The 19,479-nt window shown below is 64.6% G+C and carries 16 protein-coding genes; 3 read left to right on the top strand and 13 right to left on the bottom strand.

The genetic code is table 11. The features are described 5' to 3' along the window. Nucleotides 1-15 precede the first annotated feature (15 nt). The 5 genes from R3D65_RS10520 to boxC form a co-directional block, all read right to left on the bottom strand. A complete protein-coding gene (locus R3D65_RS10520; protein ID WP_371275173.1) occupies nt 16-894 on the bottom strand; it encodes a helix-turn-helix transcriptional regulator in 879 nt (292 codons plus the stop codon). 129 nt (nt 895-1,023) lie between these two features. Next, the gene (locus R3D65_RS10515; protein ID WP_371275172.1) at nt 1,024-1,464 is read right to left on the bottom strand and encodes an acyl-CoA thioesterase; all 441 of its coding nucleotides are present in this window, start codon (nt 1,462-1,464) and stop codon (nt 1,024-1,026) included. Further along, the gene (gene boxA / locus R3D65_RS10510) at nt 1,448-2,650 is read right to left on the bottom strand and encodes a benzoyl-CoA 2,3-epoxidase subunit BoxA (RefSeq protein ID WP_371275171.1); all 1,203 of its coding nucleotides are present in this window, start codon (nt 2,648-2,650) and stop codon (nt 1,448-1,450) included. The genes R3D65_RS10515 and boxA overlap by 17 nt, the downstream gene beginning before the upstream one ends. 124 nt (nt 2,651-2,774) lie before the next feature. Further along, nucleotides 2,775-4,214 carry a benzoyl-CoA 2,3-epoxidase subunit BoxB gene (gene boxB / locus R3D65_RS10505; RefSeq protein WP_371275564.1) on the bottom strand — a complete coding sequence of 480 codons (1,440 nt, stop codon included), beginning with the start codon at nt 4,212-4,214 and terminating at the stop codon, nt 2,775-2,777. A 104-nt stretch (nt 4,215-4,318) separates the two neighbouring features. Further along, complete coding sequence (boxC, locus tag R3D65_RS10500) at nt 4,319-5,983, bottom strand: 2,3-epoxybenzoyl-CoA dihydrolase (RefSeq protein WP_371275170.1); 1,665 nt, start codon at nt 5,981-5,983, stop codon at nt 4,319-4,321. Nucleotides 5,984-6,274: 291 nt separating this feature from the next. Between boxC and R3D65_RS10495 the strand changes: the two genes are divergently transcribed. Further along, the gene (locus tag R3D65_RS10495) at nt 6,275-6,745 is read left to right on the top strand and encodes a MarR family winged helix-turn-helix transcriptional regulator (protein ID WP_371275169.1); all 471 of its coding nucleotides are present in this window, start codon (nt 6,275-6,277) and stop codon (nt 6,743-6,745) included. 19 nt (nt 6,746-6,764) lie between these two features. Here the strand turns inward: R3D65_RS10495 and R3D65_RS10490 are convergent, their stop codons facing one another. The 8 genes from R3D65_RS10490 to R3D65_RS10455 form a co-directional block, all read right to left on the bottom strand. Further along, a complete protein-coding gene (locus R3D65_RS10490; RefSeq protein ID WP_371275168.1) occupies nt 6,765-9,893 on the bottom strand; it encodes an efflux RND transporter permease subunit in 3,129 nt (1,042 codons plus the stop codon). Continuing rightward, nucleotides 9,883-11,076: an efflux RND transporter periplasmic adaptor subunit gene (locus R3D65_RS10485; protein WP_371275167.1), complete on the bottom strand. Its 1,194-nt coding sequence runs from the start codon at nt 11,074-11,076 to the stop codon at nt 9,883-9,885. The genes R3D65_RS10490 and R3D65_RS10485 overlap by 11 nt, the downstream gene beginning before the upstream one ends. Before the next feature lie 132 nt (nt 11,077-11,208). Beyond that, a complete protein-coding gene (locus tag R3D65_RS10480; RefSeq protein ID WP_371275166.1) occupies nt 11,209-11,898 on the bottom strand; it encodes a sirohydrochlorin chelatase in 690 nt (229 codons plus the stop codon). 112 nt (nt 11,899-12,010) lie between these two features. Next, nucleotides 12,011-13,051: an L-idonate 5-dehydrogenase gene (locus R3D65_RS10475; RefSeq protein ID WP_371275563.1), complete on the bottom strand. Its 1,041-nt coding sequence runs from the start codon at nt 13,049-13,051 to the stop codon at nt 12,011-12,013. Nucleotides 13,052-13,061: 10 nt separating this feature from the next. Continuing rightward, entirely contained in the window at nt 13,062-14,339 is a 1,278-nt protein-coding gene (locus R3D65_RS10470; protein WP_371275165.1) for a TRAP transporter large permease, read from the bottom strand. Continuing rightward, a complete protein-coding gene (locus R3D65_RS10465) occupies nt 14,336-14,836 on the bottom strand; it encodes a TRAP transporter small permease (RefSeq protein ID WP_371275164.1) in 501 nt (166 codons plus the stop codon). The genes R3D65_RS10470 and R3D65_RS10465 overlap by 4 nt, the downstream gene beginning before the upstream one ends. Before the next feature lie 75 nt (nt 14,837-14,911). Further along, nucleotides 14,912-15,883, bottom strand: coding sequence for a TRAP transporter substrate-binding protein (locus tag R3D65_RS10460; RefSeq protein ID WP_371275163.1), 972 nt, complete (start codon nt 15,881-15,883; stop codon nt 14,912-14,914). Between the two features lie 45 nt (nt 15,884-15,928). Beyond that, nucleotides 15,929-16,633 carry a GntR family transcriptional regulator gene (locus R3D65_RS10455; protein WP_371275162.1) on the bottom strand — a complete coding sequence of 235 codons (705 nt, stop codon included), beginning with the start codon at nt 16,631-16,633 and terminating at the stop codon, nt 15,929-15,931. 128 nt (nt 16,634-16,761) lie between these two features. Between R3D65_RS10455 and uxuA the strand changes: the two genes are divergently transcribed. Continuing rightward, nucleotides 16,762-17,979, top strand: coding sequence for a mannonate dehydratase (gene uxuA, locus R3D65_RS10450; RefSeq protein WP_371275161.1), 1,218 nt, complete (start codon nt 16,762-16,764; stop codon nt 17,977-17,979). After that, the gene (locus R3D65_RS10445) at nt 17,976-19,457 is read left to right on the top strand and encodes a mannitol dehydrogenase family protein (protein WP_371275160.1); all 1,482 of its coding nucleotides are present in this window, start codon (nt 17,976-17,978) and stop codon (nt 19,455-19,457) included. The genes uxuA and R3D65_RS10445 overlap by 4 nt, the downstream gene beginning before the upstream one ends. The last annotated feature ends 22 nt before the right edge of the window (nt 19,458-19,479 follow it).

Here is a 19,479-nt window from a genome sequence, read left to right as displayed (position 1 = left end):
GAGACTGCCTCGCTGTCAGTCCGGCAGGAAACCGTTTTCGCGGATCGCCTCGACAACCGCCTCCATGCTGCCATCGACCGAACTGCCGGACGTATCGACCATGGCTTCCGCCTTGGCATAAAGCGCTTCGCGGCTGGTCAGGATGGACTTCAGTTCATCCATCGCCGCCGGATTGCCGGCCATGGGCCGTTCGTCGCCCTGGCCGCGCACGCGCGCCATGTGTTCCTCCGGCGCCGCCTTCAGCCAGATCGTGTGGCAATGACGCAGCAGGTAATTGTAGGTATCGGGCTCGGACACGATGCCGCCGGCCACCGCCAGCACAAGCTGCTCGTGGGTCGCCACGAGATTGACCAGCGCCTGCTTTTCCAGCCTGCGATAGCCTTCCTGTCCGTAAAGGGCGATCACCTCGTCCACCGGCATGCCGGCCACTTCCTCGATCACCTGGTTGAGTTCGACGAAGGCGACACCGAGTTTTTCCGCCGTCATGCGCCCGAGCGTGGATTTACCCGCCCCGCGCAGGCCGATCAGCGCCACGCGGCCGGCCCGCCGCGTACCCGTGTCATTGGGATCGAGGATTTCCATGACCCGCGCCCGCTGGTCGCGCGTCGCCTGGCGGAACAGGCGCATCAGCGTGATCGCATCGGATGTCCAGGGATCGTCGCGCCCGACCAGCCATTCCACCTCGAAGTCCAGCGAATTGGCGATCTTTCGCAAGAGCGCGATCGAGACATTGCCGTCGCCACCCTCCAGTTGCGCCAGGTAGCGCTGCGATACGCCCGACAATTCGGAAAGCTGGCGCCGCGAAATGCCCTTGCGGTTGCGCGCCATCCGCACACGCTCGCCAACCATGGCAATGAATTCCGCGATCGCGCCATCCTCCCCTTGCGGACCCATGCCGTCGCTTGCCCGTTTCAACATCGCCGGCCCCGGTGCATTACTTTCCCATCCGGTGCAGAATAATGCACGGGCCGGGCGACAGCAAGCTGCGTTATAATGCCCAAGAGCGCGATTCCGCTCCGCAAATCAGGCGCTGATGGCCAGATGGGCGATTTTCTCCCGAACGGAAGCGGGCGCCTTGATCTTTGAGAGATGCGTTTTGGCATCGACGAAGACCTCCACGAATTCGCCCTCGAAACAGAGCGTTTCGTCCTGGAAGCCCTGGACGGAAAACCGGACAGAACTCTCGCCGAGGCGCAACAGGCGCACCTGGCATTCCAATGCATGGCGCGGCGTCACCGGAGACCGGAAATCGACAGACAGGTGGACGAAAGGCGTGCCGATCCCGCTGTCGATGTTCATGCGGAACCAGTCCTCGCCCACATTTGCTTCCCACCAGGCATCGATGGCCTCCAGCGCGAAATAGGGAATGCGTCCGGTATAGGCGATCCGCGCCGGGTCGCAATCGGCCCAGCCGACGCGGATCGCATGGGTGAAGACCTTGGCGTCTTCAATAGGTCTCGACATGGTAGCGTCCCTGTTCGCGCATGGCATCCCGCAGGGAAATCCACTCCACCCCGGTGCTTTCCGCAATATTGGTAAGCGCTTTTTCCACACCCTCTTCCATGCCGCGCAGGCCGCAAATGTAGATATGGGTATTCGGGTCGCCGAGCAATTCGCCGATCTCCTCGGCTTCCACGTTCAGCCGGTCCTGCACATATTCCTTCGGCGCGCCAGGAATGCGGGAGAAGACGAGGTGCTTGTTCAGCACGCGATTGGGAACCTTGTTCAACGGCCCGAAATAAGGCAGGCAATCGGGCGAGCGCGCGCCGAAAAACAGCGTCATCGTGCCACCATGGGCGCCGACCGTGCGCTGGCGGCGCATGGTGAAGGCGCGGAACGGCGCCGAGCCGGTGCCCGTGCAGATCATCAGCAACCGCGCCTGCGGATCTTCCGGCATGAGGAAGGTCGAGCCGAACGGCCCGGTCACATCCACCTCGTCACCGATCTTCAGGTCGCAGACATGGTTGGAGCACACGCCCCTGTCTTCCCGCTTCACCGTCAGCGAGACGTTGTTGTAATTGGGCCGCTCGCCATCGCGCGGGCTCGACACCGAATAAAGGCGCGGCAGGTGCGGCTTGCCATTGGCATCCGTGCCTGGCGCGATGATGCCGATCGACTGGCCTTCCAGCACCGGCATCGGCTGGTTGCCGAAATCCAGGATGATGTGGCGCACATCGCTGTCGGCGCCTTCCGCCGTGAGGCGGTAATTGCCGGTCACACGCGCCTTGGCCGGCTTTGAAAGCGTGTAGAGATTGACCGTCGGCTTGGCGGCGGTGTCCGGCGCGCGCGAACGCCCGCCCGCCCCGGCATGGGCCTCGGCCAGGAGCTTGGCCATTTCGTCATCGAGCGCCTCGATGGACGTGCCGCTTTCCGCGCTCCCTTCGCCGGCTGCGATCTCTTCCTGCGCAGGCAGTTCTTCCCAGGAGAACTGTTCCTCCAGCGTGTAGGGGGTCGTCACGACCCGCCATTCATCGATCGAACCGGTGGGGCAGACGGGAATGCAGTCCATGCAGAAATTGCACTTGTCGAAATCCACCACGACATTCAGGTCGTCATGGGTGATGGCCTGGATCGGGCAGGTGTTTTCACACGTATAGCAGCGAATGCAGATCTCCGGATCGATGAGATGCTGCTTGAGCGGCTTGGTCATGGTTCATCCCTCGGTCGCGGCGCTTGGGCGCCGTCGTTGTTCTGGCGGGTTATGCGGCCGTGAGGGGCATGGCATGGCAGCCATGCCCCCGTCCTGTCCGGTACCGCGCGCCGTGCGCTGTCCGTCAGGCCATGTGCAGCTTGACGTATTCGAAGTCGCCTGGCTTGTTGTCGATACCCACTTTCGGCGGAGCGATCCAGCCGGCGAACTTGCCCGGCTCGAAAACCGGCTTCATCAGCGACTGGATGAAATCGCCATCGGCCTTCGACGGCAGCCATTCATCGCGGCGGCTGTCCCACTCCTCGCGGCTGATGACCAGGCCTTCCGGCGTGATCGGCGCCCCGGAGAAGGTGCCGATATGGCGGTGGAATGCCTCGTGCGGCAGGTTGAGCTCGAAGTCCACATTGTGCTTGCGGATGATCTGGTTCCAGCGACGCACACCGCCGCGCGCATCCTCCGTATAGTCGTCGCGCAGGCGCATGTTGATCGCCGAAATCGCGTTGACGTCCTTCACCAGGATCTGCTTGCCGTCGAACTCGGCCACCGGATAGGTCGCGTTCTTGAGCTGGTGATCGTCCTCCAGCTTGTTTTCGCGATAACGGCCCTTCAGGCCCCAGTTGAACGAATTGGCCGCGTTGGTCGAGATTTCCGAGCCGAACAGGTCCAGTGACAGCGTGTAGTGCAGGTTCAGCTTCTTCTGGATCGTCGGAAGGTCGATGACGCCGAGCGCGCGGATCTTGTCGGTGTCGAACGGATCGGTGATGCCGTGCTCGTTCATCACCTCGCAGGTGCGCTGGATCGTGCGGCCGACACCGGTCTCGCCCACGAACATGTGGTGCGCTTCCTCCGTCAGCATGAAGCGGCAGGTGCGGCTCAGCGGATCGAAGCCCGACTGGGCCAGCGATTCAAGCTGCATCTTGCCGTCACGGTCGGTGAAATAGGTGAACATGAAGAAGGACAGCCAGTCCGGCGTTTCCTCGTTGAACGCACCAAGCATGCGCGGTGCCTCGTCAGAACCGGACTGACGGCGCAGCAGGTCGTCGGCTTCCTCGCGGCCGTCGGCGCCGAAATATTTGTGCAGCAGGTAGACCATCGCCCAGAGGTGGCGTCCTTCCTCGACGTTGACCTGGAAAAGGTTGCGCATGTCGTAGAGCGACGGGGCGGTCTTGCCCAGGAAGCGCTGCTGCTCCACCGATGCCGGCTCCGTATCGCCCTGGATGACGATCAGGCGGCGCAGAAGCGCGCGATACTCGCCCGGCACTTCCTGCCAGGCCGGTTCGCCGTAATGCTCGCCGCACGGAATGATGCGGTTTTCCACCTGCGGCGCAAGAAGCACGCCCCAGCGGTATTCCGGCATCTTCACGTAGTCGAACTTGGCCCACCCCTGCGGATCGACCGACACGGCGGTACGCAGGTAGACCAGGCTCTTCTGGAAGTTTTCCGGGATCAGGTCGTTCCACCAGTTGATATAGCCCGGATGCCACTTTTCCAGCGCCTTGAGCACGCGCCGGTCGCTGGAAAGGCCCACATTGTTGGGGATCAGCGTGTCATAGGACACATTCATCATGTCTGCCATCGTTCACTCCCGTTCGATATTGACGTCGAGGTTCCCGGTCGAGGGGAAGTCCGGGCACGCGTCCGCGCCCGGCAAAATCCGTTGCGGTCGCGTCACACGCGCCGCATGTCGTAATTGCCGCGCTGGCCGGTGCCGTAGCGCTGCAACGCGCCTTCCGGGCCGACGGCATTCGGACGCTGGAACACCCAGTTCTGCCAGGCGGTCAGACGCCCGAAGATGCGCGTTTCCATCGTTTCCGGACCGGCGAAGCGCAGGTTCGCTTCCATCGCGGTCATTGCATCGGGCGAGAAGGAAGCGCGCTCTTCGAGGAAGATGCGGACCTCGTCCTCCCAGTCGATATCGTCGAAGGCAAAGGTGACGAGGCCGAGATCGGATGCCTCTTCCGCCTCCAGCGCTTCGCCCATACGGGCCTTGGCGCCATCCACCCGCTCCGGCTCGCCCAGGAAGCGGGTCTGCAGGCGTGTCAGGTCGTTCGACATCGGATAGGGGCCGAAATTGGCCTCCGTCAGCCGGATCGTGGCGACCGGGCGGTTGTCGCCCTCGAACTCGCCCTCGCCCATGTAGGACCGGTCGACGGCAAAGAGGATCTCGGCCAGCGTTCCGGCAAAGCAGGAGCCCGGCTCGACCAGCGCCACCAGCGAACGCGAGGTGAGATCGAGACGCTTGAGCACGCGCTTCCAGTACAGCGCGATCTCGCGGGCGAACCAGTCGGAACCGGCATTGTCCAGCACGGTCTTCTCGTGCGCGACGACTTTCTCCGGGTCGCCCTGGGTGCGGATCACCAGAACGCCGACTTCCAGTTCGTTCAGGCGCAGGTGCAGGATCGCGTCGTCCAGTTCGCGCGCGCAGCGCAGCATCCAGCCATCCGCACCGGCCGCATGAAGTGCTGCCGCATCGGCCGGAGCATCGTCCTGCGGGCCGGAAATGGTCAGCGTCGCAAGCCGCTTGTCGCGGTCGATGGCAACCTCGACCGTGGTGTAGGACAACGAACCATCCTCATGAATGGTCCGGTCAAGCGGCGTCAGCTTGACGCCCCTGGCATCGGACGGACGGTCGGACTGCGCGGCGAACGCCCTCGCCCGCTCGGCCACCGCCTCGTCAAATTTCGAATTGGCGACCACCTCGTCCACGAGCCGCCAGTCCCTGGCCTTCTTGCCGCGCACTCCCTCCTCGATGGAGCAGAACACATCGGCCAGGTCGCGGCGCACCTTGCGCTTGTCGGTCACGCGGGTGAGACCGCCCGTGCCCGGCAGCACGGCCAGCAGCGGCACTTCCGGCAGCGCGACGGACGAGGAGCCGTCATCGGTGAGGATGATGTGGTCGCAGGCCAGCGCCAGTTCATAGCCGCCGCCCGCGCAGGCGCCCTTGACCGCGGCGATATAGTACTGGCCGCTTTCGGCGCCCGCCGCCTCGAACGTGTTGCGCGTCTCGTTGGTGAACTTGCAGAAATTCACCTTGTGCGCATGGGCGGCGCCACCCAGCATGCGGATGTTGGCGCCGGCACAGAAAACGCGGTCCTTGCCCGACTGCATCACCACCGCCTTCACTTCCGGATGCTCGAAGCGCAACCGCTGCACGGCGTCGGCCAGTTCGATATCGACGCCCAGGTCATAGGAATTGAGCTTGAGCTGGTAACCCTCGAACAGGGTGGCATCCTCGTTGACGTCCATGATCAGGCGGGCGACATCGCCGTCAATGTCGATGCGCCAATGCTTGTATTGGTCCGGGTTGGTCTGGAAATCGATGATCTTGCTCATCGCGGCATCCCTCCGCTGTTCTGATTGAGGGCGAACATAGTGCACTTTACTGCATAAATCCAGTGCTGAATCGAAAAATCATCATTGCGGAGCATTTCTGTTTAAAATCATGGCCTTGAACGATAATCGGGAAAAACAGTGATATGCAATATATTGCATTTTTTTTCCGTATGAACGGCTGCATCGCTCTTTCGGGACATTCCCGTTCCCGCCCGCACAGTCCCGGCAAAGTTTGCCTATGTTATAATGATGAACCATGATTTATGGTCGCGGCCGAGAAAGGACGACAGCATGAATCAGGAAGCGATTCGTGCGGATGCGGAACAGAAAGAGGTCGCCGAAGCTGTTCCCCCGCTCGACACGATCATTGGCTACAAGTTGCGCCGCGCCCAGCTTGCCGTCTTTCAGGACTTCGCCGAGAGCTTTTCCAGACTGAAGTTGCGCCCGGCCGAGTTCTCTGCCCTGGCGCTGATCGCCCGCCAGCCCGGCAGCAAGCAATCGGAAATCGCCGAGGCGCTCGGCGTCAAGCCGGCCAACCTGGTCGCGCTGATGGACGGTCTGGAGAAGCGCGGGCTGGCCGAACGGCGCAAGACCGATACCGACCGCAGATCCTATTCCCTTTACCTGACGCCGAAGGGCGAGCGCTTTGTCCAGACCATGGCGGGTGTCTGGCGCGACCATGAAAACCGCATGATCGAGAAGCTTGGCGGCACGGAGGAAAGCCGCCGCTTCATTGCCATGCTTGAGAGGGTTGCCGGCTGACCGCGCCTGACGTTCCGGTTCAGCCTGCCTCGGCTTCGGCCTCTGCCAGTTCCCGCTCCAGCCGTGCCTGTTGCGCTGCCTTGGGCGTGGAGAAGCGGGCCAGAAGAAGGTAGGCGACCGGCGTCACGAACAGCGTGGCGAGTGTCGCAAGCCCGAGCCCCCCGACAATCACCCAGCCAAGCGCGATACGCGCCTCGGCGCCGGCCCCCGACGCCAGGACAAGCGGCAGGCCGCCCAGCACGGTCGAGATCATCGTCATCATCACCGGACGCAAACGGCGCACCGCCGCCTGGCGTGCCGCATCGGCGACGCTGACGCCCCGGTCACGCAGCTGATTGGCGAATTCGACGATCAGGATGCCGTTCTTGGCCATGATCCCGACCAGCAGCACCAGTCCGACCTGCGAATAGACGTTCAGGCTCGTTCCGGTCAGCGCCATGGCGAAAACGGCGCATGCCAGACCGAGCGGCACCGTCAGGATGATGATGAAGGCCGAGACAAAGCTCTCGAACTGCGCCGAAAGCACCAGCAGGACCACAACGATGGCGAAGGCGAAGACCAGGCCGATGGAACTGTTGGTCTCGTCGAGCGTGGCGGCCTCGGCCAGCGGCACCAGGCGCGCGCCCGGCGGAAGCAGAGGCGTGGCGATCTCCGTGAAGCGCGTCATGGCATCGGCCAGCGCGAAGTCCGGTGACAGGCTGGCGGTGATGGAAACGGCGCGCAGCTTCTGTTCGCGGTCGAGCGAAGGCGCCACGGGACGCTCTTCCAGCGTCGAGATGGTCGAGATCGGCACTGTTCGCCCGTCAGAAGTCTGGATGAAGATATTCTCCAGATCCGTGGGATCGTTGACCGGGTTCGATGTCGACAAGAGCTTGATGTCGATGGCGCGGTCATTGAGGAAGACCGAGCCGATGGCGCGCCCGTCGAGCATGGACTGGATGACGGCGGCCAGGCCGGAAATGTCGACGCCGAGGTCCGATGCGCGCTCCCGGTCCACCTGGATGGACAATTGCGGCTGCGTCGTCTCGTAGGATAGCCGGATGCGCCCGAAACGCGGTTCCTGCTCCAGTTGCTGCATCACCTTGTCGGCGGCCGTGGCCAGTTCATCGTAATTGTCACCCGCAATCGCCACCTGCAGACCATTGCCCGCCCCGCGAATGCCCAGCGAATTGGGCTGGATGGCGAAGGCGCGTACGCCGACAACCTGGCCGGCCAGCCGGTTCAATTCTGCCACGATCTCCTGCTGCGAACGATCCCGCTCCTCCCAGGGAGCCAGCGTCAGGACCAGAAACCCGCTGTTGGCCTGGCCGCGCCGCCCGGCGATGGAGAAGATATTGGTCACTTCGCCCGTCGCCTTGTAGGGCTCGGCCAACGCTTCCAGCTTGCGCACCTGGCTGGCGGTGTAGTCGAGGCTCACGCCCTGCGGCGCCGACACGATGAAAATCACGATGGACCGGTCTTCCGGCGGTGTCAGTTCCTGGCGCAGGGTCGTGAACGTAGCGACCGCAGCGCCCGCAACGATGACGGCGGCAACGATAACCACGAGCGGGACCTTCAGGCAAAGTTCCAGAAGACCCGCATACAGCCGCGTCAACATTCCGCCGAAGCGTCCGATGAGGCTGGGTTTCACGCGATCGTCGCTGGCGCGCGGCTGGCCGGTGAGAAATCGTGACGCCAGCATCGGGCAGAGCGACAACGCCACGACGGACGACAGCATGACCGAGAGCGCCAGCGTGAAGCCGAATTCCCGGAACAGGCCGCCGGCCTTGCCAGGCAGGAACGAGATCGGGATGAAGACGGCGGCAAGCGTGGCCGTGGTGGTGATGACGGCGAAGAACACCTCGCGCGTGCCGATCACGGCCGCCGCGCGCGCGGTCATGCCCTCGTTGCGCCGCGTGACGATGTTCTCCAGCACGACAATGGCATCATCGACCACCATGCCGGTCGCCAGCACCAGCGCGAGCAGGGTCAGGATGTTGACCGAGAACCCAGCAAGCCAGATGCCAGCGACAGCGCCGATCAGCGCAACGGGAATGGTCAGCGCAGGCACCAGCGTTGCGCGCACGTTCAGCAGGAACAGGAAGATCACGGCAATGACGATGGTAATCGCCAGGGCAAGCGAATAGACCACCTCGTTGATGGCGCCGGAAATGAAGGTCGCGTCGTCGGAGGTAACCTTCACCGTCACCCCGTCGGGCAGGATGGTTCGGATTTCGTCCACCGCCTTGCGAACGCCCTGCGAGATTTCCAGCGTGTTCGAACCGGCCTGGCGGATGATGCCAAGGCCCACGCCGTTCGCCCCGTTCGCGCGCAGGGCGCTGTCGCCGGGATTGGGTCCGAGCGAAACGCTGGCCACGTCGCCGATGCGGACACGATCCTTGATGACGATGGCTTCGAACTCTTCCTTCGAAGCCACCGTCGCCGTGGCCCGTACGACGAGATCCTGGCTGGAAGAGGTCAGCGAACCGGCCGGGGCATCGAAGGCCGCCGTGGAAAGCGCGCGGGCAAGGTCGGCGACGGTCAGGCCGCGGCTGGCAAGCCGGGTCTGATCGACATCGATGCGGAAGATCTCGTCCCTGTCGCCATAGACCTGCACGTCCGCCACGCCCGGCACCGCCGTCAGCCGCTCGACGATGTCGTCCTCGACCAGCAGGGTGAGTTGCTGCACCGTAAGGCGCTCGGAGGTCACCGCGATGCGCATCACCGCCTGGGCATTGCCGTCCGCCTTGACGATGATCGGGTCGTCGGCATCGTCCGGAAGGTCGCGCGAAATGCGGTTGATGGCATCGCGCAGGTCGGAGGCGGCGATGTCGAGATCGGTCTCCTCGGTGAATTCGACGGTCACGCTTGACCGTCCGAAGGAGGAGGAGGAGGAAATGGAGCGCACGCCGGGCACGCGGCCGGCCGCCCCCTCGATGCGTGCGGTCAGTTCACGGTCGATGGTCTCCGGCGCGGCCCCCGAAAAATCGGTACGCACCGTGATCACCGGGCTGTCCGTTTCCGGCAGTTCGCGGATTTCCGCACCATAGAGCGCGGCCAGACCGGCGACCACGATCAGCAGGTTGACGACAATGGCCAGCACCGGCCGGCGCACGAACAGCGCGGCGATATCCCTGGCATTGCCCCGGTTCGCACCGTCAGCTTGCATCGGACACCTGCGGCCGCTTTTCGCCTTCCCTGAACGTCTCGCCCTGGATTCGGATGGCCGACCCCGGGCGCAGGGACTGCAACCCTTCGGTCACGACGATTTCGCCCTCTTTCAGCGGCCCGTCGACAAGCACGCTGTCGCTGTTGCGCTGGATGATGGACACCATCACCCGCTCCACCTTGCCGTCTGTGACGCGCCAGACATGGGCGCCCGCGGAACTCCATTGGATCGCAAGGGGATCGACCGCCGGCCAGGTTTCGCCCGGCAGGCGCATTTCCACGCGGAACGACATGCCGGGGCGCAGGCGATCCTCGGGATTCTCGATCTGGGCGCGCACCTGCATCGTCCGGCTGGCGCGGTCGATACGCCCGCCAATCGCCTGGACTTCACCCTCGAACGTCTCGCCGGGCAGCGACACTGCATGCGCGCTGAGCGGCTGCCCCACCGTGATGATGGGCGCGAAACGCTCCGGCAGCCAGAAATCGACGAGGATCGACGACCTGTCGTCGAGCGTGGCGATTTCGGTCTGCGTGGTCACGTAATCGCCCTTCTCGACGGGAACGAGACCGGCCCGCCCGGAAATCGGCGCGACGATGCTGCGCTTTTCCAGATCGACCTTCGCTTCGCGCAGGGCGAGTTCGGCCGTCGCGACCGCATTGCGTGAATCGTCCAGTTGCGTCTGGGATGCCGTCCTGCTTTCGAAAAGACGCTCCACCCTCCGCAGCGCATCGCGCGCCGTCTTCAGCGCCAGCGTGGCCCTGTCGCGGGCGATTTCCTCGCTGCCGGAGTCGAGCCGGGCAATCACGGTGCCCGCATCCACCCTCTCGCCCGGGCGCACATTGATCTCGGTCAGCACACCGGATGCCAGCGGCACGACCGTGACCGAGCGCAGCGCCTCGCCGTCGCCAATGGCGGTGATCCGGTCATTGATGCGCGCCGTCGTGACAGGCTGCACGGAAACGAGCGCCTCGCGCCCGCCAAACCCGCCGGGTCCGCCACCGCCGCCCTGGCGCCCGCCGCCGGCCTGGCCGGCCGGATCAGCCCCCGTCAGCAGTGCGATCGTTGCCGGGTCGAGTCCGAGCCGCGCAATCTGCTCGCCCGCGCCGGGAACGAGCCGGGCATAGCCAAGCCCGGCTATCGCCAGCAATGCGACGGTAAGGAGAACCTGTTTCCAGAATGCCATGTGCGCTTCCCGCTCGGCCGGCCGGTCCGGCGCGCCGCCCCAAGCCCATACACCCGCTTATTTGGGCCGCATTCAGGCATCTGGCAAGTTAATTCCCTGTCACCCTGCCACAACCGCGAATGACCACTGTGTTCACCGCCCGTGCGCGCGAAGGAAAGCCGCGGCGGCCAGCCGGGCGACGAGAACGGTGTCGTCGGCCGGTACGATCACCCTGTCTGGCGCAAATCCGCTTGCCGCGATGATGGCATCCATGTCCTCGGCTCCGTGCAGGCCCTGTCCGGCGAACAGGCTGACGATGGCGCCCCTGTGGTCGAGCGCGCGAACCGCCTGCTCCACGAAAGGCTGTTCCTCCAGAAAGGCGCATTGCACGGCGACGCCAAGGGCGCAGGCCAGCCTGCTGGCAAAGGCTTCCGCGGCGCAGCGGGATCTGTCGTCCCTGGTCGAGCCATGGGCGGCCACGAGAACCCGGTCCGGCGCGCCGCCGTCAAGCCCGTCAAGCCGCGCCGCGCACGCTTGCGCAAAGCCGGGATCGGCACCAAGCACCGGCAGGACAGTTGCTTTCACGCCCGCCGCCGCAAGCCGGGCCGGCAGCCTTTCCCGCACGAAGAAGCCTTCACTCATGAAGACAGGATAAACGGAAACAGGGCTTTCGCAGGCACCGGCCACGGCACCTTCCAGCGAAGGCTCGCCTGAAAGCACGCCGCAGCGCACCGCCGCCTCTCCACGAAGCAGGCGCGCAACCTCGCGGCAGATTGCGCGAAGGCGCGCATTGCCGGTTGCTCCGCCACGTTCGCCATGGGCCGCGAGCAGAAACAGCGGCATACCGGCATCCAGGCCGCCGGCGCCGCAACAGGGGCATGTATCGTTCATGGGCGGCAATGGATCAGGTCGCGCCCGCGGCCGCAAGCCCCGGCGCCGGATGCCATTTTGCGGCTCACGCGAACGTCAGGTGCACCTTGACGGAGCGCGTCCGGTCGCCCGCCGCCTCGAAGGCCTCCAGCGCCTGTTCCAGCGGATAGCTGCCGGTGATGATCGGCTTGACGTCGATGGCGCCGCTGTCAATCAGGCGAACCGCCTCGGCGAATTCCGGATGGAAGCGATGCGTGCCCTTCAAGGCGATTTCCTTCGACACGATCAGGTTGAGCGGAATGGCGATGTCGCCCGTCACGCCCACCTGCACGATGGTACCCTTGGGCCTGACCGTCGTGATGGCCGTGCGCAATGCGGCCGGGGCGGCGGAGCATTCGAATGCCACGTCGAAATGGCCCTTGTCAGCCGTGAAGGTTTCCATCGTCGCGCCATCGCGGGCCACGTTGACGGTCTGCGTCGCCCCCATGCGCGCGGCAACCGCAAGCGTCGCGTCCTGCAGGTCGGTGACAACCACTTCCACGGCACCGCGCTGGCGCGCAACGGCAGCACACAGCGCGCCGATGGGTCCGGACCCCGTCACCAGCACGCGCGCGCCCTGCAGGTCGCCGGCCTGGTTGGCGGCATGAACGCAGACCGCCAGCGGTTCCGAACAGGCGGCTTCGGCAATGGACGTGCCCTCGCTCACCGTCTCGCATTGCACCGCTTCTGCGATGATCCGGTCGCGGAAGCCGCCCTGTTCATGGGGAAAGCGCATGGCCGAGCCATAGAAGCGCATGTTCAGGCAATGATTGTACTGTCCGACATCGCAATAGCGGCAGTTCCCGCACGGCCGGCTCGGATTCAGTGCAACCCGGTCGCCCGGCTGCACATTGGTGACGCCCTCGCCCACGGCCTGCACGGTGCCGGCGACCTCGTGGCCAAGTATGATCGGCTCCTTGACCCGGATCGGGCCGAACCCGCCATCGTGATAATAGTGAAGGTCGGAACCGCAAATACCACCGGCGCCAATCGCCACCAGCACCTCGCCGGGGCCCGGTTCGCCCACCGTGTCGGTCTCGATGCGGATATCGTGCTTGTCGAAGAGGCGGCAGACGCGTGTTTGCATGGACATGATCCTAATCCATCAGGACGGAGGGAAGCCAGGTGGCAATTGCCGGGACGTAGGAGACCAGCAGCAATACCAGAATATTGGTGAGAAGAAACGGCGCAATGGCCTTGACCACCGGCGTCAGCGGCAGGCGGGCGATGTTGGCGCAGATGAACAGGCACACACCCACCGGCGGCGTGGTCAGCCCGATCATCAGGTTGAGCACGGCGAAGGTGGCGAAATGGAGCGGATCGACGCCCACGCCCTGCGCCAGCGTCAGCAGCGGCACGAACAGGATGATGAGCGCGGCGATCGTTTCCATGAACATGCCGACGAACAGCAGCAGGATGTTGATGAGCAGGATCACGACGAACTTATTGTCGGTGATTTCCAGAACGGAAGATGCGATCGCCTGCGGGATCCGTTCGGCCACGAGAATCCAGCCGAAAACATTGGCGAAGCCGACCAGCGCCAGGATGGCAGCGGAGGAGACCGCGCTGTCGATGATGATCTTCGGCACCGCCTTCAGCGGCAGTTCACGATAGACGAAGCATCCGACGACAAGGGCATAGACGCTGGCGACAACCGCTGTCTCGGTGGGCGTGGCCAGCCCGCTCATCAGCCCGCCGATGATCAGCACGGTCATGAAGATCGCCCAGAACGCCCCCGTGAAGGAGCGCGCCAATTCGCCCACGCCTTGCCAGGGCTGGCGCGGAAAGCCCTTGCGCACGGCAATGATGTAGGTCGTCACCATCATGGCAAGGCCCATCAGCACGCCAGGCACGGCTCCGGCCAGGAACATCTTGCCCACGGAAATGCCGGACAGCGCGCCGACGATGATCATCGGCACCGAGGGCGGGATGATCGGCCCGACTGTCGATGACGCGGCCGTGACGGCGGCAGAGAAATCAGCCGGATAGCCGGCCTTTTTCATGCCGGGTATCATCATGCCGCCGATGGACGCCGCATCGGCGACTGCCGTGCCGGAAATGCCGCCGAACAGCATGGAACCGGCCACGTTGGTCAGGCCCAGCCCGCCACGCGCCCAGCCGACAAGGGCGTTGGCGAAGCGGATGATGCGTTCCGTGATGCCGCCCGAATTCATCAGGTTACCGGCCAGGATGAAACCCGGAATGCAAAGCAGCACGAACACATCCATGCCCGCATACATTTTCTGCGGCATGACAACAAGCGGTATGCCCGCCGACAGCAGATAGGCCGCCGAGGCAAGCCCCAGCGTGACCGCGACGGGAATGCCGATGACGAGACCGGCAACGAAGACGCCGATGAGAAGGGCAAGGCTCATGCGTTTTCACCGGTCACGCGAGGCGCATGGCCATCCGCCCCGCCAAGAAGCATTTCTCCGGCGCGCGCCAATGCGAAAACGGCCAGTGACACCAGCAGCACCAGCATCGTGGCATGCATGAAATCCATCCGCCAGCCGAGCGCCGGCGAGGTCTGCATCACGCCGATGGATGTGTATTTCCAGGCCGGTGCGATGAGCGCCAGGCAAAGCGCCGCCGTGGCCAGTGCGGAAAACAGCCGCAGCCGCGCCGGCCATGCGCCGGGCAGCGACTCGCAAACGAGATCGACATTGACGAGGTCGCCATTGCGAAACGACAGGCCGACACCGAAGGCGGCGAGATAAAGCAGGGCAAAGCGCGTCAGTTCCTCCGTCCAGACCGGGGAACTGCCGATGAAACGGCCGGCGATCTGGATCAGCACCGCGATCATCAGCACCGCGAAGGCGATGCCGGTCGCAAGGCGGCTGAACCGGACGAGAAGGGAAACGAAGCGCTGCATGGACGGCCCCGGTCAGGGAGTGTCAAGGGTGGCGCCGGACGCGAACGCCCGGCGCCATGTCGGAAAGAAAGCCTATCAGTTGGAGAACAGGCCTTCCACGATCGGCTTGATCTCGTCGTTGACGTTCTTCAGCACCGCATCCTTGGCCTTGGCCTGAAATGCCGGACCGTCGACCTCGACAAAGGTCATGCCCTTGCTTTCCAGATAGGCGCGGTCATCGGCCAGCGACGCGTTGAACAGTTCGCGCTCATAGGCCTGGGCGATCTTCGCCGCTTCCATCACCGCCGCCTGGTCTTCGGCCGACAGCTTGCTCCAGGTGCTCTCGGCGATCGTCAGGTAGATCCAGGAGCGCACGTGTTCGGTCATGTTCACATGCGACTGCACTTCGTTGAAATTGGCCGAACGGATCAGCGCCAGCGGGTTTTCCTGGGCTTCGATCGTGCCGTTCTGCAGCGAGGTGAAGACCTCCGAGAAAGCCATCGGGCCGGGATTGGCACCAAGCGCGCTCCACACATCCACGAACAGCGGCACATTGGGCACGCGCATCTTCAGGCCATTGAGTTCGTCGGGCGACGTGATCGGACGGTTGGAGGTGAGATTGCGCGGGCCGCGCGCGAAATAGGCGATCGGGCGGATCTGCACCTTGTCGATGATCTGCTGCTTGATCTTGTCGCCGATCTCGCCGGAGGCCACCTCGTCCATGTGCTCGATCGACTTGTAGGCATAGGGCACGGCCAGCAGCGCCGCCATCGGCGCCCAGTTCTGCAGGCTCTCGCCGGTGATCGTCATGTCGACCGTGCCGAGCTGCATGCCGTTGATCAGGTCGATTTCCTTGCCCAGCGATTCATTGGGAAACACTTCGACTTCGATACGGCCATCGGTGAGACGGGAAAGCTCCTCGCCAAACTTCACCGACGCCAGGTGCCAGGGGTTCTGCTCATTGGCCAGATGGCCGAGCTTGAGCGTCATGTCCGCCGCGAATGCAGAACCGGCAAGCAGGCCGGCGGTCATCGTGGCGAGAATGGTTTTTCCAAGTGCTTTCAGCATGGTCTCCTCCTTTGCTGACAGGGAGTTTCAGGAAACGGTTGCGGATCAGGTCGGGTCCGCGTCTTCGAAGAATTCGGGCCGGCTGCCGGCAATTGCCGGCAGATCGTTCAGGATTTCGCGCAGATGCGCGCGCATGGCCCGTTCCGCGGCATCCGGGTTCTGTCCCGAAATGCCGTCAACGATGGCAGTGTGCTGTTCCACCAGCTTGTCCATTGGAAAGCGCTGCGCCGAGAGATGGCGCACGCGGTCCATCTGCGCCTTCACGCCCTCGACCACATTCCACGCATAGGCCTTGCCCGCGCCACTGGCCAGGGCGCGGTGAAACCGCTCGTCGAGATCGATGAATTGCAGCCATTCGCCGGATGCCGCCGCCCTGGCCTGCACGGCGAGAAGTCCGCGCAACTCTTCCTCAAGCCCGGACACCGGGGATTGCGCCAGAAGCCGCACGATATCCGCCTCGATCGCTTCGCGCACGAAGCGCGCATCCATCACGGCGCTTGCGGCAATCTTGCGCACGAATGTGCCGCGCTGCGGACGCACCTCCAGCAAGCCTTCTTCGGCCAGCTTGATGAAGGCCTCACGCACGGGCTGGCGGCTGACGTCGTAGCCGCTGGCGATTTCGGACTCGGAGATGCGAATGCCCGGCTCCAGGTCGCCCCGGATGATCCGCTCGCGCAGCAGCCGGTAGACCTGGGGCCCGACGGCGGCTCCCGTGTCCAGAAGGCGTTGCGGCGATTGCTGGATGGTCATTGCGATCATCTCCTCCTGATCGAACGGCTATACCATACTTCCATACTAGTCAACAGCGTGACGGACTGCTAAGGAGATCGCAGCAGGAATGCGGCGGATCGCAGGCCGGCGGCAACGAGGAGGACGGAATGAAGCAGACGTGGCGTTGGTTCGGGCCAAGGGATCTCGTGTCGGTGGACGACATGCTTCAGGCCGGGGTGCAAGGTGTGGTCACGGCGCTTCATCACGTTCCCACCGGCGACGTCTGGACGCCGGAAGAAATTGCCCGCCGCAAGCGGGAAATCGCCTACATGGCCGATGGCGCGCCCTCCGGCCTGGCCTGGGACGTGGCCGAAAGCCTGCCGGTCTCCGAGGACATCAAGAAGCAGCAGGGTGACTGGCGCGAACACATTGCCAATTACAAGACCAGCCTGCATCACCTCGCCGCTGCCGGCGTTCAGACGGTCTGCTACAATTTCATGCCCGTTCTCGACTGGACGCGCACCGATCTGAACTGGCGCCTGCCTACGGGCGCCACCTGCATGCGCTTCGACTATGCCGATTTCGCTGCTTTCGACATCCACATTCTCAGGCGGGCAAACGCGGCTGCCGACTTCCCCGGGGACGTGGTGGAAGACGCCGCCCGCCGTTTTGCCGGAATGAGCGAGGACGCGCAGCAGGCGCTGGCCCGCAATGTCGTTTTCGGGCTGCCCGGCGCGGCTGAGCATTTCACCCTGGATGACGTGCGCCGCCATATCGCCGAATATGACGCGATCTCGCCGGAGCGCCTGCGCGCCCATTTCATCGACTTCCTGTCCGAAGTCGCGCCCGTGGCCGAGGGTCTCGGCCTGCGCCTGTGCTGCCACCCCGACGATCCGCCCTTCGACCTGCTCGGCCTGCCGCGCGTCATGTCCACCGAAGCAGATTACAAGGCGATCATGGATGCCGTCGATATTCCCGCCAACGGCATCACGCTGTGCACGGGCTCGCTGGGCGCGCGGCCGGACAACGACCTGCCGGGCATGATGCACCGCCTGGGCGACCGGGTGCATTTCCTGCATCTGCGCAATGTCAAGCGCGACACGGATGCCCTGCGCGGCTCCTTCTTCGAGGCAGAGCATCTGGGTGGCGACACGGACATGGTGGCCGTGCTGGCCGCCGCATTGGCCGAGGAAGCACGGCGCAAGGCACAGGGCCGCGCTGACTGGTCCATTCCCATGCGCCCCGACCACGGCCAGGACATTCTCGACGACCTGAAGCGCAAGGCCCAGCCCGGCTATCCGGCCATCGGGCGTCTCAAGGGCCTTGCCGAACTGCGCGGCATCATCGCCACGCTCTCCCATCCAGGCGCAGGCCGCGCGGCATGAGCGGAGCCAGACGCCTGACGGGCCTTGCCGATGTCACGGGCCAAGCCACCCTTCCCGGCTACGATCCCGCCGGCCATGGCTGCGGCATCGTGCATCTTGGCGCCGGCGCGTTCCATCGCGCCCATCAGGCTGTTTATACCGATGACGCGCTGGCCAGCTCTGGCGGCGGCTGGCGCATCACCGGTGTCAGCTTGCGCGGCACGGATGTCGCCGATGCGCTGAACCCGCAAAACGGCCTCTACACGCTGATCGAACGCAGCGCGGAAGGCACGTCCGCCCGCGTCATTGCCAGCATCGGCCATATCATCGCCGCCGCCCGCGACCGTGCCGCGCCGCTTGCCGCCATCGCCGATGCAACCACACGCATCGTCTCGCTGAGCGTGACGGAAAAGGCCTACGGAATCGACCGCGCCGCCATGGATGCCGATCCGGCGCATCCCGCTGTCGCCGCCGATCTGGCCAATCCACACGCCCCGCAAGGTGTGCTCGGCCTCATCGTTGAAAGCCTTCGCCGGCGCCGCGATGCCGGCATCGCGCCTTTTACCGTGCTGTGTTGCGACAACCTGCCGGACAATGGCGGACTGCTGGCCGCCGGAGTCACAGGGCTTGCCCGTCGTATCGACCCGGCGCTGGCGGACTGGATCGCCGCGAACGTTGCCTTCCCCTCCTCCATGGTCGACCGCATCACGCCGGCTGCCACCGATGAGACCCGCGCGGAGGCCGCCCGCCAGACTGGTTGCGAGGACCATGGCGCCATCGAGACCGAAGCTTTCACCCAATGGGTGATCGAGGACCGCTTCCCGGCAGGCCGCCCCGACTGGGAAGCCGGCGGCGCCCTGTTCGTCGATGATGTGAAGCCCTACGAGCAAATGAAGCTGCGCATGCTGAACGGCGCCCATTCCATGCTCGCCTATGCCGGCTTCCTGTCGGGCCACCCGTTCGTGCGCGATGTCATGGGCAATCGGGCGCTGGCCAGCCTCGTGGACCGCCACATGCGCGCCGCCGCCATGACGTTGCCGCCGCTGGCCGGCATGGATCTCGACCGCTACCGGGCGGACCTGCTGGCCCGTTTCGCCAATCCGGCCATCGCACACCAGACCTTCCAGATCGCCATGGATGGCACCGAAAAACTGCCGCAGCGCATCCTCGCGCCAGCAGTCGAGACGCGGGCGGCTGGCGGCGACATCCGCCCCTTCGCCTTCGCCGTGGCCGCATGGATGCGCTATTGCCTGGGCCGAACCGAGAACGGCGATGCCTACGCCCTGCGCGATCCGCGCGAGGCGGAAATCAGGGCAGTCCTGGCGGACGAGACCGCGCCGGAGGGTATCGCCCGAGCGCTGCACGCGCTGCCAGGCCTGTTTCCGCCCGCGTTGGCAGGAGAACCGGCCTGGATGTCTGCGGTTTGCGCCACGCTCGCCCTGATGCTGCGCAAGAGCATGGGCGCAGCCATCGAATGCGAAACCGCCAGCCGCGACTGAAACGAACCCGACCGGGAGGATG

This window comes from Zhengella sp. (genome assembly GCF_041397485.1).
Lineage (GTDB): Bacteria > Pseudomonadota > Alphaproteobacteria > Rhizobiales > Rhizobiaceae > Zhengella.
This window is presented reverse-complemented; position numbering and strand designations above follow the sequence as displayed.

Bases quoted from the DNA above. Each gene is read 5' to 3' on its own strand.
- R3D65_RS10520 (WP_371275173.1), bottom strand. From the start codon at position 894: ATGGGTCCGCAAGGGGAGGATGGCGCGATCGCGGAATTCATTGCCATG.
- R3D65_RS10515 (WP_371275172.1), bottom strand. From the start codon at position 1,464: ATGTCGAGACCTATTGAAGACGCCAAGGTCTTCACCCATGCGATCCGC.
- boxA (WP_371275171.1), bottom strand. From the start codon at position 2,650: ATGACCAAGCCGCTCAAGCAGCATCTCATCGATCCGGAGATCTGCATT.
- boxB (WP_371275564.1), bottom strand. From the start codon at position 4,214: ATGAATGTGTCCTATGACACGCTGATCCCCAACAATGTGGGCCTTTCC.
- boxC (WP_371275170.1), bottom strand. From the start codon at position 5,983: ATGAGCAAGATCATCGATTTCCAGACCAACCCGGACCAATACAAGCAT.
- R3D65_RS10495 (WP_371275169.1), top strand. From the start codon at position 6,275: ATGAATCAGGAAGCGATTCGTGCGGATGCGGAACAGAAAGAGGTCGCC.
- R3D65_RS10490 (WP_371275168.1), bottom strand. From the start codon at position 9,893: ATGCAAGCTGACGGTGCGAACCGGGGCAATGCCAGGGATATCGCCGCG.
- R3D65_RS10485 (WP_371275167.1), bottom strand. From the start codon at position 11,076: ATGGCATTCTGGAAACAGGTTCTCCTTACCGTCGCATTGCTGGCGATA.
- R3D65_RS10480 (WP_371275166.1), bottom strand. From the start codon at position 11,898: ATGCCGCTGTTTCTGCTCGCGGCCCATGGCGAACGTGGCGGAGCAACC.
- R3D65_RS10475 (WP_371275563.1), bottom strand. From the start codon at position 13,051: ATGCAAACACGCGTCTGCCGCCTCTTCGACAAGCACGATATCCGCATC.
- R3D65_RS10470 (WP_371275165.1), bottom strand. From the start codon at position 14,339: ATGAGCCTTGCCCTTCTCATCGGCGTCTTCGTTGCCGGTCTCGTCATC.
- R3D65_RS10465 (WP_371275164.1), bottom strand. From the start codon at position 14,836: ATGCAGCGCTTCGTTTCCCTTCTCGTCCGGTTCAGCCGCCTTGCGACC.
- R3D65_RS10460 (WP_371275163.1), bottom strand. From the start codon at position 15,883: ATGCTGAAAGCACTTGGAAAAACCATTCTCGCCACGATGACCGCCGGC.
- R3D65_RS10455 (WP_371275162.1), bottom strand. From the start codon at position 16,633: ATGACCATCCAGCAATCGCCGCAACGCCTTCTGGACACGGGAGCCGCC.
- uxuA (WP_371275161.1), top strand. From the start codon at position 16,762: ATGAAGCAGACGTGGCGTTGGTTCGGGCCAAGGGATCTCGTGTCGGTG.
- R3D65_RS10445 (WP_371275160.1), top strand. From the start codon at position 17,976: ATGAGCGGAGCCAGACGCCTGACGGGCCTTGCCGATGTCACGGGCCAA.